Below are 12,800 nucleotides of genomic sequence, written 5' to 3' on the forward strand. Positions count from 1 at the left end.
ATTCTGCGACCTTTGCGATAATCTTTACGCGATCTGCGTTTAGAAGCATATGACTGAATTACTTCAACTGACCGTCCTGATCCCGCTCTACAACGAATATGAGTCGTTGCCCGAGCTGCACGACTGGATTGTACGGGTCGTGACGGAACAGCACTACACCTACGAAATTCTGTTTGTCGATGACGGCAGCACCGACGATTCCTGGACTATTGTTGAACAGTTATCGAACGTAAATCCGAACGTTCGGGGCATTCGGTTTAACCGGAATTATGGTAAAACGGCGGCCTTGCAAACGGGCTTCCAGGCAGCACGTGGGCAGATCATTATTACGATGGACGCCGACTTGCAGGATAGCCCCGACGAAATACCGGAATTGTACCGGATGGTAACCGAGGATAACTATGACCTGGTATCGGGGTGGAAACAGAAACGGTACGACCCCATTACGAAAACCTTACCGACGAAACTGTTCAATGCCGTTTCGCGCTGGATTTCGGGAGTTCAGCTACACGATTTTAACTGCGGACTGAAAGCATACCGGCAAAAAGTGGTAAAAACCATTGCGCCTGCTTTATACGGCGATATGCACCGGAATTTGCCAATTGTGGCCAAATGGAACGGATTTAGTCGGATTGGCGAAAAAATAGTACAGCACCGAGCGCGTAAGTATGGAACCACCAAATTTGGACTGGAACGATTCGTAAACGGCTTTCTGGATGTATTGGTGATCGCTTTTGTTCACCGATTCAGCAAACGACCTATGCACTTTTTCGGTACGTTCGGGACCCTGTCGTTCTTTATCGGTTCAGTGCTGGCTGTCTGGCTGATCGCCGAAAAATTAATTAATATAGCCAACGGCGTCAAGTTTCGTAACGTTACCGACAATCCGCTTTTCTTTTTTGGGCTGGTGGCTATTATTTTGGGTGTTCAACTGTTTCTGGCGGGTTTCCTGGGCGAAATGCTGGTCCGTCAGAGCCTGAATCGCTCGGGTGACCAAATGGTAGCCGAACGAATCGGTTTCATCGATCAAAAAACGATAGTCTGAATAAATGGATAATGAAAAATGCATAATGTATAAAGGGGAGCAGTTCAATCTTCCTGATGTTCATTGCCCATTTTACATTATCCATTTTACATTATTCATTAATTAATTAATCTCTATATACAACACGAATGAAGAGTAATTTTAAAGCACACCCCTGGCATGGTATTCCCATTGGGGATTTGGCTCCCAAACAAGTGACGGTCTTTATCGAAATTGTACCGACCGACACCGTTAAATATGAAATTGACAAAACTACTGGTTTCCTTAAAATAGATCGCCCTCAACAATATTCCAACGTATTGCCTGCGTTGTACGGCTTTATTCCACAAACCTACTGCGGTGATCAGATTGCCAAACTGGCGACTGAAAAATCGGGTAAAGTGGTGCCGATGGGCGACGGTGACCCACTCGACATTTGTGTACTGACCGAGCGGGAAATCACCCACGGTGACCTGATCTTACAGGCTATTCCCATTGGAGGATTCCGTATGATCGATAAAGGCGAAGCCGACGATAAAATCATTGCCGTGCTCAAAGGTGATGCCATGTATGGTCAATATACTGAACTGGAACAATTGCCCGAAGCCGTTGTGAAACGCCTGCGCCATTACTTCCTGACCTACAAAACCCTGCCCGATGAACCCGTCGCGATGGAACTGGCCAATGTATACGGTCAGGCCGAAGCCTGGGAGGTTATTCAAACATCGATCAACGATTATAAGTTGATGTAGCGTACCGTTTAGAAGCATAGGGCAGAGGGCGTATGGCTTGGGGCGAACAGTACCCTCTGCCATACGCCCTCTGCCCTATGCCATTTATCCACCCAATGGTGCACTCAACATTTTTTCGACAGAATGCCTCAATTTGACGTTACTTTTGCGTATTAGTTGTAGCGACACACAACGGTTAAGTTATTCATGCGACAGTTTCTTAAATATGTTTTAGCCACCATCGTCGGATTGATTCTCTTCTCCTTCGTTGGTTTTTTGCTGTTGATTGGGGTGGGAGCGGCATTTTCGTCGTCCGACTCGAAAACGGCTGTGGCTTCAAATTCAGTGCTTAAGTTGAATTTGAATGAGCCCATTGAAGAGCGAAGCCAGAATAATCCCTTTGGCGATTTTGGTCCAATCCGGTCGACCGGCGATGCGATTGGTCTGATTGAACTCAAACAGGCCTTAAAAGAGGCCAAAGAGGATAAGAATATTGAAGGTATCTACCTGCAAACTGAAAATCCGGTAGCAGGATGGGCCTCGCTTGAGGAAATTCGTAACGCACTCATTGACTTTAAGGCTTCGAAAAAGTTTGTGTATGCCTACGCGGAGGATATGAGCGAGAAAGGCTATTATCTGGCATCGGTAGCGGATAAAATCTACCTAGCACCCGTTGGGGAACTGGAATGGAACGGGCTTCAGGCCGAACTGTCGTTCTTCAAAGGTACGCTCGATAAACTGGGCCTGAAACCAGAGATTTTCCGGGTGGGTGAATTCAAGAGTGCCGTTGAACCCTTCATTCGGGAAGATATGAGCGAGCCAAACCGTCGTCAGGTTACCTCGTTCCTAAATTCGATCAACGACCACATGCTTGTTCGGGTAGCACAAAGCCGCGCACTACGGGTCGATTCCCTCAAGCGGTATGCCGATAACCTGACGATCCAGACCGCACAGGATGCCTTGCGTACGAAAATGATCACCAACGTTGGGTACCAGGACGAACTGGAAGCCGTCATTCGCAAACAGTTGGGGCTGGAAGAGAAAAAGAAGATTAACTATGTCTCGCTGAGTAAGTACGAGGATTCGGAAAAAAACAGCTCCGATACAGAAGGAAGCGGTTCGAATCGCATTGCCGTAATCGTAGCGTCGGGCGATATTCATTCGGGCAAAAGTGGCGACAACACCATCGGTTCCGAAACCATTGTAGAAGAACTTCGGAAAGCTCGGTTGGACGAAAAAGTAAAAGCCATCGTGCTGCGGGTAAATTCGGGCGGTGGAAGTGCCCTTGCATCGGATATGATGTATCGGGAAGTGGAGCTGGCCAAGAAAGCCAAGCCTGTCATCGGTTCCATGTCCGACTATGCGGCTTCGGGAGGCTATTACATGCTCATGAGCTGTAACAAGATTGTCGCAGAACCGAATACGATCACAGGGTCAATTGGTGTATTTTCACTCCTATTCAACACCGAAGGCTTCTTTAAAGATAAGCTCGGTATCACCTACGACCGGGTAAAAACAAATACCAACGCCGATTTTCCAACGGCTACGCACGAAATGACACCGTTCCAGAAACAGGCCATGCAACGTGCTACCGAACGGATCTATGCCCAGTTTACGAGTAAAGCAGCGGCTGGCCGGAAGTTGCCTGTCGATAGCATACGCGCTATTGCGGGTGGTCGCGTCTGGACGGGTACGCAGGGTAAAGGAATCGGTCTGGTCGATCAACTGGGCGGCCTGGACGATGCCATCAAACTGGCTGCTCAGTCGGCTAAGCTCAAAGAAGGCGACTACCGACTGAAATACCAGCCCCGCAAAAAAGAGTTTTTCGAGCAATTGATGAACTCATTATCGGGCGATGAAGAGTCGAAAGTACAGGCCCAACTTGGCGAACTGGCTCCCTATGTAGCGTACCTGAAAAAGCTCAAAATGATGCAGGGTATCCAGATGCGCCTGCCATTTGAGATTGACATTCGATAGATTTTGCGCTAATAAGGCGACGTGGACCTGTAGAATTAAAACGCTACAGGTCTTTTTTTTATCTTGCATGAAGCAATCGTGATTTATGATGCAGACGCTCCCTATCCGCCTTGACCTGTTTGCGTTTCTGATTTTTCTAGGCGTAGCGCAGGGCGTGTTTCTAGGTGTTTTTTTTCTGACGGGTCAACGACGGAAGAGCCTGGCAAATCGATGCTTTGGCCTTTATTTGCTAAGTGTGTCGGGCATCATGCTGGAAATCGGGCTGGAATATTCGAACTACATGTTTCGGATGCTGGCCCTGGTCGATTATGGCGAGTTGTTCAATTTTGCCCTGGCTCCGCTATTTTATTTCTTTGTTTTTGCCAAATTAAACGCCCGACTGCCCCGACGCTGGGGTTGGCATTTACTACCGGCGGCTATCTGGTCGGTCAATGCTATTACCTGGATTATACAACCAGTTGAGTTCAAATACAACTCCTACATCAGTGCCTTTCATCCCAAACTACCGTTTGTACATGTCGACCGGTACATGCCTGATGACTTTACGGGCCTTCGTGACTATATAAATGAACTGACGCTACTAAGCTGTCTGATATATACCGTCATGTCTATGCTGGAGGTGCGACGGGCGTTCAAAAAGGCAAAGATTCCTTTTTTCGGCAAAGCCCCAGTTGCGATGGTGATGGCCCGGAATGTATCGGCCCTGGTCATCTTTTTTCCGGTATTGATTGGAGTCGTCAAAGCTACGTATCATGAAGACATGGGTGATCATTTTCTGGCAGCTTATCTAACGCTTACCATTTATGCGACGACCCTACTCGTCATGCAGGGGTCAAGTAGCCTACGTGATGAAGAGGCTATTGTCGAACAGTCATTGCCAGTACCTGAACCCAAAAAGAAGTACGAAAAATCGTCGTTGTCGGAGGAGGTAGAGGAGACGTTGTTAGGCAAACTAAATAGGATGATGGAGGCCGAAAAACCATATCTGGAAAGCGACCTGTCTCTCCCAAAACTGGCTCAGCGATTGAATACCACTCCACATCATCTTTCTCAAATTCTGAACGATCGACTGGCGCAGAATTTTTTTGATTTACTGGCCACTTATCGGGTACGCGAAGCCCAGCAATTACTACAGGACCCCGCAACAACCAACCTCAAAATCGACGAGATTGCGGAGCGGGTCGGCTACAATTCACCTTCGGCCTTTCATACGGCGTTTAAACGACTGACCAATCTGACGCCAGCCCAATACCGGGCAAAATCCCTTGAACAGAAGGCGTAAAAACTTCGTGCCGTTCGGCAAGAACTTCATTTCTATCGGCAGATAGGGTGTTTTGAACAGGTTGAGCGCAATTTTGAGGCATCGAATCAAAACGCATCTGCTCATGAACACATTAACCAACTCGGCTGGTTTTGCCAGGAAAAGCCTTCTTGGGTTAACACTTTGTTTCTGCAAAATCCTTTTTTGTCAACCTCTATTACATGCCCAGACCAGCAATACGGTCGAGTGGCCCGCTTATGGCAACGATGGTGGAGGAATGCGATTCTCAACGCTGAAGCAAATTAACACCACTAATGTAAAGCAGCTTACCCAGGCCTGGACGTTTCGAACGGGTGAGTTAGAAATCTACAAAGGAACAAACGCGACCGAAAAAGCAGCCTTTGAAGCCACACCTGTCATGGTCGATGGAACGCTTTTTTTTAGTACGCCTACATCCCGCGTCTTCGCCATCGATGCGGCTACCGGTCAGAAAAAGTGGGTATACGATCCTGAAGTGTATCTGCGCCAGGAATTATCGGAAATCACCTCGCGTGGCGTTTCGGTATGGCCTGCCCCCAACGACAAACAGGCATCGACTGGCGTTGGCAAACGCATATTTGTAGCTACGCTCGACGGACGGCTGATTGCGCTGGATGCGGCTACAGGTAAACCCATTCCTTCATTCGGGAAGTCGGGCAGTGTCGATTTACGGCAGGGCGTTGGTATCATCAGCGTTACGTCGCCCCCAGCGGTTATTGGCAACACGATCGTCGTTGGCTCGTCGATGGGCGATAATTATCGATTCAATTATGAGCGGGGCGTGGTACGGGCCTACGATGCTATCAGTGGTGCCTTGCGCTGGAGTTGGGACCCCATTCCCCGAACGAAAGCCGATGCGGGCTATGAGACCTGGAAAGGGCCGTATGCCCATCAGACGGGTGCTGCCAATGCCTGGTCGATGATTTCGGCCGATGCCGAACGCGATTTGGTCTTCGTACCTACCACCAGTCCTAGCCCGGATTACTATGGAGGAGAACGGCTGGGGCAGAATCTATACGCCAGCTCTATTGTCGCGATACGGGCATCGACGGGCAAGGTTGTCTGGCATTTTCAGACCGTCCACCACGATCTATGGGATTACGACAATGCCGCACAGCCCCTGTTGTTCATGTTCCCACAAAATGGTAAACAGATTCCGGCTGTAGCGGTCGGTACAAAAATGGGGCATGTGTTTATCCTGCATCGGGAAACGGGCGTACCCTTGTTGCCCGTTGAAGAACGATCCGTGCCTAAATCGGCAGTAGCAGGTGAAGAAGCTCATCCAACCCAGCCTTTCCCGAAAACATTGCCCTTGCTAGGGCTTCAGAAACTGGAAGCCTGGGGACCAACCGCCGAAGACAAAGCAGCCGCTCAGCGTCGAATTGAGCCGTATCGGTATGAGGGTGCGTTTACACCGCCTTCGTTGCAAGGAAGTATCATCACGCCCGGCAATGTGGGCGGTATTCATTGGGGTGGAATGAGCTATGATCCGCTATCGGGTCTGTTGATCACCAATGTGAATAGGCTGGCTGCGCTGATCCGTTTGATACCACGCGAAGAATTATCCGGTTCCCTGCGGAACAATGAAGAATTGCTGCGTGCCGAAACGGGGATGCAGGCCGGAACGCCCTATGTGATGAAACGCAGCTATTTGTTTCAGCCAAAAGATGGCGGTTTGCTGATGCAGACTCCACCACCCTTCGGAACGCTGGTTGCGCTCAATTTGCAGAAAGGCACCTTGGCCTGGGAGGTACCGCTGGGGTATATGATGAATCTGGAAAAATACCCGCAGGCAAAACAATGGGGCTCTCTGAATTTCGGTGGGGCCATGTCAACGGCGGGTGGATTAATCTTTGTGGCCGCCAGTTTCGACGGACATTTACGGGCTTTCAAAACAGAAGATGGCAGTCTGCAATGGGAAACACCCTTACCCGCCAGTGCCCAGGCTACGCCCATGACTTATCAGGTCAATGGACAGCAGTACGTCGTCATTGCGGCTGGTGGTCACGGAAAATTACAGACGAAACTTGGCGATTATGTTGTAGCCTACAAACTGCCTTAACTAGTTCATAGTCAGTCATTGTCATTGATGGTCATTCCTAGTCATTTACAAAGAAACTACGGCAATGACTAGGAATGACAACTTAATGACCATCAATGACTACAAGACTTTCAAATGATGATGCAAACACAACCTATTTCCAAAGCTCAACTTACCACCGGGACTCGGCGGTATGACCTCGACTGGCTCCGGGTAATTGCCATCCTAACGTTACTATTCTACCATACGGGCATGATTTACGTATCCTGGGGCTGGCATATCAAAAGTGCTCAGCATAGCCAGCCAATGGAAGAGGTGATGCGCTGGCTGCACCTATGGCGAATGCCGCTGTTGTTTTTTATTTCGGGAGCCGGTACATTTTTCGCCCTGAAAAAACGGTCGTTTGGGTCGTATGCAGGTGAGCGCGTTCGGCGGTTGTTTGTACCACTGGTATTCGGCATGTTTGTGATCGTACCACCCCAGATTTATATTGAATGGTTGTTTCGGGGGCAATTCTCGGGGAGTTATGCTGATTTCTATCCTGAAGTGTTCAAGTTTCAGCCGTATCAGGATGGCGGAAAAGGCGGGGCCTTTAGCTGGCATCACCTCTGGTTTGTGTGCTACCTGTTTTTGTATTCGCTACTGAGTATTCCTGTGTTCAAATGGGCTCAAAGCGAAAGTGGGCAACGATTTATTGACCGAATCGGCCAACTCATTGCCCGACCGGGTGGCGCGCTGTGGCTGGTAGGAGTTTTATGGCTAAACGATGTAGTGCTCGGCGGCTTTTTCCCCCATGAAACCCATGCGCTGGTCAATGACTGGGCGTATTTTATGAAAAACCTGCTGCTGTTCTGGCTGGGCTATGTGCTCATCAGTCGGCGCGTATTCTGGCAAACGTTAACTGATCAGCGACGGTATTATCTGATTGCCACCCTGATTTTGACGGGAGTTCTGTACAGCATCAGGGTATTCGGAAACATGGACACCATTGATCATTCCCGACTTTGGACCACGCTATTCAGTTTTGAACGGATCGCGTTAACCTGGTTTTCGGTGTTAGCGACCATTGCCTATGGGTATCGGTACCTGAATCGGAATCCGTTCTGGAAAGGCAAACCTATTCTGCCGTATTTGAACGAAGCCGTTTATCCGTTTTATATCCTCCACCAGACGGTTATCGTACTTATTGGGTACTATGTGCTGACACGGACAAGTCTGGGTATTTATGATGGTTTTCTGGTGGTAAGTTTTTCGTCATTAGTTAGCTGCGTTGCCATTTACGGGCTTCTAATTCGGCCGTTTAAGTTGACAAGGGTACTGTTTGGCATGAAATAAGTTGTCTGATTCGGGTGAAGCTTCTATTTTTACCAACATAAGCTGAATTCGGGAATGGTACGTAGTTGTTAAATGGACCGCCATTCCACTGTCGAACTCACGTTACATCTCGAATCAATTCATTTCCAACGACATGCTTCGTACCGATTGGACCCGCGCTGAAATTACCGACATCTATAATTCGCCTGTTCTGGATTTAATCTACCGGGCCGCAACCGTTCACCGCCAACATCATGACCCGCAGGAGGTACAAGTGTGTACACTGCTTTCGGTTAAGACCGGTGGATGCCCGGAAGATTGCGCTTACTGCCCACAGGCGGCTCGCTACCATACCAATGTAAAGGTGCACAAACTGATGGAAGTCGATGAGGTACTTGATGCCGCACAACGGGCTAAGGATACCGGCAGTACTCGCTTTTGTATGGGAGCAGCCTGGCGTGAAGTGCGCGACAATCGCGATTTCGATAAAGTTCTGGAAATGGTGCAGGGTGTCAATGAAATGGGACTCGAAGTGTGCTGTACACTCGGTATGCTTACCGAAAGCCAGGCTCAACGCCTGAAAGATGCGGGCTTGTATGCCTACAACCACAACCTTGACACCAGCGAAGAATATTATGGCGACATCATTACAACCCGAACCTACGACGACCGCTTAGACACGCTTAGCCATGCGCGTAAAGCCGGTATTTCGGTCTGTTCGGGCGGTATTATTGGCATGGGCGAGTCGGATCAGGACCGGATCGGTATGTTGCACACCCTGGCTACACTGCCTCAACATCCTGAATCGGTCCCCGTCAATGCATTGGTCCCCGTTGAGGGAACGCCGTTGGAAGATCAGCCACGGGTTTCGATCTGGGAAATGGTTCGGATGATTGCCACTGCCCGTATTATTATGCCTAAAGCAATGGTTCGGCTGTCGGCCGGGCGCGTACGGATGAATACCGAAGAACAGGCATTGTGTTTTCTGGCCGGAGCCAATTCGATTTTTGCAGGCGATAAACTCCTTACAACTCCGAATCCTGACGAAGATGCTGATCAGCAATTATTCCAGACACTCAATATCCGCCCCCGAAAATCCTTCAAAAATGGGGATCAACCCGCCGTGGTGTTCGAGCAAATTCCGCTTTAATAGAGTGGTTATATAAAACAGTAAGGCGTGCCACGGTTTCAAACTGTGGCACGCCTTTTCTATTGGTTGACTTTTGAAGGTAAATTTCGTCTTAGAGAGATCAAACCAAACGATTCTAATTGGCTGCTAATTTATGCACTTTGTAGAAGGGAAGCTATATCATGTTTATAACAGAGGGAATAATCGGCAGCCCATATTTTACAAGCCAGAAAATTACCTCTACTTTCTACATAAGTTAAGACGGTTTATTAAACCAAATTGTCATTTGTTGGCGTATTGCTTAATGCCAAATCATTTTCATTTTTTGCTTCAGGCCACAACTGATTCTATAGTGCTAAAGCCGAATCGTTTAGGAGATCAAACGGTGCTTAGCGATGGTTTTAGGAATTTGCTGAGTAGCTATACTCAGGGAATCAATAAACAGGAAAATCGAACGGGGTCGTTATTCGCACAGAATACAAAAGCCAAACTTGTCAGTTGTAATGAGACGAAGATTGATTACAGCTTACTTTGTCTGAATTATATCCATCAAAATCCACTTCGTGCCGGGCTTGTCCAACGAGCAGAGGATTGGCCTTATTCGTCTTTTATAGATTATGCCCATTTGCGTAATGGAACACTATGTGCTAAAGAAGTAGCTTATCGGTTTATAGATGCAGATTGGGGAAATTTTATTCAATTCTCAAGTGAAATACTTCCTGAAGAGGAAGTCGCTTTTTTGTACTAAAAATAGAATAAGAGCAAACAGTAAGGCGTGCCACGGTTCCGAACCGTGGCACGCCTTACTGTTTGCTCTTATTCTATTTTTACAGATAACGGATGTATTCTTTTTCGTTGATCTTCTCGATAATTACTTCGACTAACGAAGCGGCCCGCTCTTTCTTAACTTCTGATTTGTCTTTCGATTCAACCGTCACATTAATGATGTGGTTGTTGTAAAGCACGTGCATGGCACCAGTCGTTGCGTCCCATACGGCTTTATCGCCAACGTTCGCTACTGCTTCAAAATTACCTTTACTAACAGCAGGGGCAGTTAGGTGAGGAGTTGCTGCGGTTACACCGCCATGCGTAGGCTGATGATCTTCGGTGGCAGGATGTTCCGAAACGGCTGAGTCGGCAACCATCGCTTCTGGATTTGTACCTTCCGAGCTGTTGGTCATTTCCTGCTCGTGTACTTCGGCTACTGGAGCAGCCGGAGCGTCCGATTTACCCTGATACATCTTATCGAATTGATACTCAGCTAGGAAAGTTGATGAATACGGTTTGGCACCACCAAACGATACAACAACCTTACCGCCTTCCCAGGCAAAATCGCAGCCACCGTGTTCATGGCCTTCTTCCAGTTTGACAGTTTCGCCAAGGTTGAAGGTATGGCGTACATATTCTTCACCCAGAATATTGCAGGGTTCGTCGTAGTTAAAATCAGTAGTGAGTGCTCCGAGGCCTGTGGGTCGTTTGGCCAAAATTGGGCTGGCGTCCATTTGGCTGGCTGGATCGGACGTGTCAGAGCCGGGGTTACTGCAGGCAAAGCACAGTACAGGTAAAGCAACTATCAGTGACTTTAGTTTCATGGTATGATTGGAGAAAAGCCAAAATTAGCGTTTTCTTAAATACCATTTTATGGATACCTATGTTTTTCCATGATCTGCCAATCTGTTTGTTCAGATGCGTTGGCCAGTTACATCGGCTGAAAGCGGATCAATAATACGGGAAGCGAAACTCGTAAGGAGTCAAACTCACGGGACCAGCGCAGAACCAGTCTACAGTTTTACGAACTCTACGCGTCTATTATTGGCTTTTCCTTCGGCAGAGGTGTTCGGGCCAGCAGGTTGCGTTTCACCTTTCCCGTCCGTTTCCATTCGGCTGGCATCTATGCCAAATGTATTCGTCAATTCAGCCTTTACAGCCGTTGCCCGCTTCTTCGATAAGGATAAATTGGAGGCATCGTCGCCGTCGGAATCGGTGTGGCCAATAATGCGGACTTTTACCGTAGTATTCTCCGACAGCACGTTGGCAATATCTTTCAGTACTCCGTACGATTCAGGCTTGATTTTATCGGAATTCACATCGAACAGAATGCCGTGTGTTACGAACTTACCTTCCGTAATGAGTTTGTTTCGGGTATCGGGTGCGCCAATAGCAAGTCGGATGTTGTTGATGTAGTACCGATCTTCCGGGTTGTGCATGTCGCCCGTAGCAAATACAACCGAATTGTAAGCGATACCGGGTTGAAACGCACGAGGTATATCCCATACCTTCTCTTCGTTGACATACACCCGCAGTCGCTGCTTTTGTCGCCACATAGCCACACTTACGAAATTTCGCCCTTTTACAAAAAACTGGTGCATATCGGCTTCATTGCGCAGAATCTGGTCATGAGCCGAATAGTTTTCGAATTTCGTCATACCAGATGTGCTACCGGCATTTTGTGGATGAAGCAGTATCCGAACTCCTTCGTTTCCATAATTTGATCGACCCCAGTCGGCGAATTCTTTGGCAGGCTTTGCCAGAGCTACCAGATTGACTAACAACTCGCTGGAATAGAAACTGAATTCGGGGTTACAGGCCAGATCAAACTGGAGGGTCGCGTTTTCGGGCAGATTCGTAATAAATTCCGGCAGGTATTCCCCCTTTTTCGAGAGCATCAGCCAATGCCCGGTTTTGCCTTCCAGCGTTACTATTTCGCCGGTCCCACTCGAATTCCAGCGGGCAGGAAAATCGCCGATAGCATCCTGCATAAAGTCTTCAACCGCCACTACTTTTTCGCCCGGTACAAAGTCAAACTTGCTGTACGATTTCAGGGTAGTAGGCGTTCGGGCGTCGCGTCCGGCATCACCAGATGATGTACCCGCAGAACGACTATTGCTACCTCCTGTACGGGCAGGGGCATCGTCAGGATTATCGGTACTGGCATTGTTGGACGATGGATCAGTTTGGTTACCAGACTGGGTCTGTTTAGGCTTCTCTTTCTTTTTGAAGATACTCATAACCCCTTCTTCCACTTTGTCGAGCCCTTTGTTGATACCCTGATCAATTTTGCTGTTGGCCCGGTATTCCACATTTCGCTCGACAACCTTTCCTGGGTCATTCACCCGTACCTGAGCCTGTACGATGGATACTGTAAACCAAGCTATTAAGATGGATATGCAGTTTGTTTTCATAGACATGATGATTAACGTAGAGCCTTACCAAAGATGCTCTTTTTAACGACGTCGGCTGAAGTTCTCTGAGCGAACGGTAGCCTAAATGCTGGGGAACGACGT

At 48.2% G+C, this 12,800-nt stretch carries 10 protein-coding genes; 8 read left to right on the forward strand and 2 right to left on the reverse strand.

What is annotated here, in order from left to right; genetic code table 11:
- Window positions 1-49: 49 nt before the first annotated feature.
- The 8 genes from ACYVFD_RS02585 to ACYVFD_RS02620 all read left to right on the forward strand — a co-directional run bounded on the left by ACYVFD_RS02585 (window position 50) and on the right by ACYVFD_RS02620 (window position 10,264).
- Window positions 50-1,045, forward strand: coding sequence for a glycosyltransferase family 2 protein (locus tag ACYVFD_RS02585; RefSeq protein ID WP_461088188.1), 996 nt, complete (start codon window positions 50-52; stop codon window positions 1,043-1,045).
- A 128-nt stretch (window positions 1,046-1,173) separates the two neighbouring features.
- Complete coding sequence (locus ACYVFD_RS02590) at window positions 1,174-1,776, forward strand: inorganic pyrophosphatase (protein WP_461088189.1); 603 nt, start codon at window positions 1,174-1,176, stop codon at window positions 1,774-1,776.
- A gap of 186 nt (window positions 1,777-1,962) precedes the next feature.
- On the forward strand, window positions 1,963-3,732 hold the full coding sequence (sppA, locus tag ACYVFD_RS02595) for a signal peptide peptidase SppA (RefSeq protein ID WP_461088190.1): 1,770 nt from the start codon (window positions 1,963-1,965) through the stop codon (window positions 3,730-3,732).
- An 85-nt stretch (window positions 3,733-3,817) separates the two neighbouring features.
- Entirely contained in the window at window positions 3,818-5,014 is a 1,197-nt protein-coding gene (locus tag ACYVFD_RS02600) for a helix-turn-helix domain-containing protein (RefSeq protein ID WP_461088191.1), read from the forward strand.
- Window positions 5,015-5,117: 103 nt separating this feature from the next.
- Window positions 5,118-7,094 carry a pyrroloquinoline quinone-dependent dehydrogenase gene (locus ACYVFD_RS02605; RefSeq protein WP_461088192.1) on the forward strand — a complete coding sequence of 659 codons (1,977 nt, stop codon included), beginning with the start codon at window positions 5,118-5,120 and terminating at the stop codon, window positions 7,092-7,094.
- A gap of 120 nt (window positions 7,095-7,214) precedes the next feature.
- Window positions 7,215-8,408: an acyltransferase family protein gene (locus ACYVFD_RS02610; RefSeq protein WP_461088193.1), complete on the forward strand. Its 1,194-nt coding sequence runs from the start codon at window positions 7,215-7,217 to the stop codon at window positions 8,406-8,408.
- A 133-nt stretch (window positions 8,409-8,541) separates the two neighbouring features.
- Entirely contained in the window at window positions 8,542-9,537 is a 996-nt protein-coding gene (bioB, locus tag ACYVFD_RS02615) for a biotin synthase BioB (RefSeq protein ID WP_461088194.1), read from the forward strand.
- A 304-nt stretch (window positions 9,538-9,841) separates the two neighbouring features.
- Window positions 9,842-10,264, forward strand: coding sequence for a transposase (locus ACYVFD_RS02620; protein ID WP_461088195.1), 423 nt, complete (start codon window positions 9,842-9,844; stop codon window positions 10,262-10,264).
- A gap of 79 nt (window positions 10,265-10,343) precedes the next feature.
- Here the strand turns inward: ACYVFD_RS02620 and ACYVFD_RS02625 are convergent, their stop codons facing one another.
- Window positions 10,344-11,108, reverse strand: a complete 765-nt coding sequence (locus tag ACYVFD_RS02625) for a hypothetical protein (RefSeq protein ID WP_461088196.1) — start codon at window positions 11,106-11,108, stop codon at window positions 10,344-10,346.
- A 189-nt stretch (window positions 11,109-11,297) separates the two neighbouring features.
- Window positions 11,298-12,698, reverse strand: coding sequence for an OmpA family protein (locus tag ACYVFD_RS02630; RefSeq protein ID WP_461088197.1), 1,401 nt, complete (start codon window positions 12,696-12,698; stop codon window positions 11,298-11,300).
- Window positions 12,699-12,800: the final 102 nt, after the last annotated feature.

The organism is Spirosoma gilvum, from assembly GCF_054776815.1.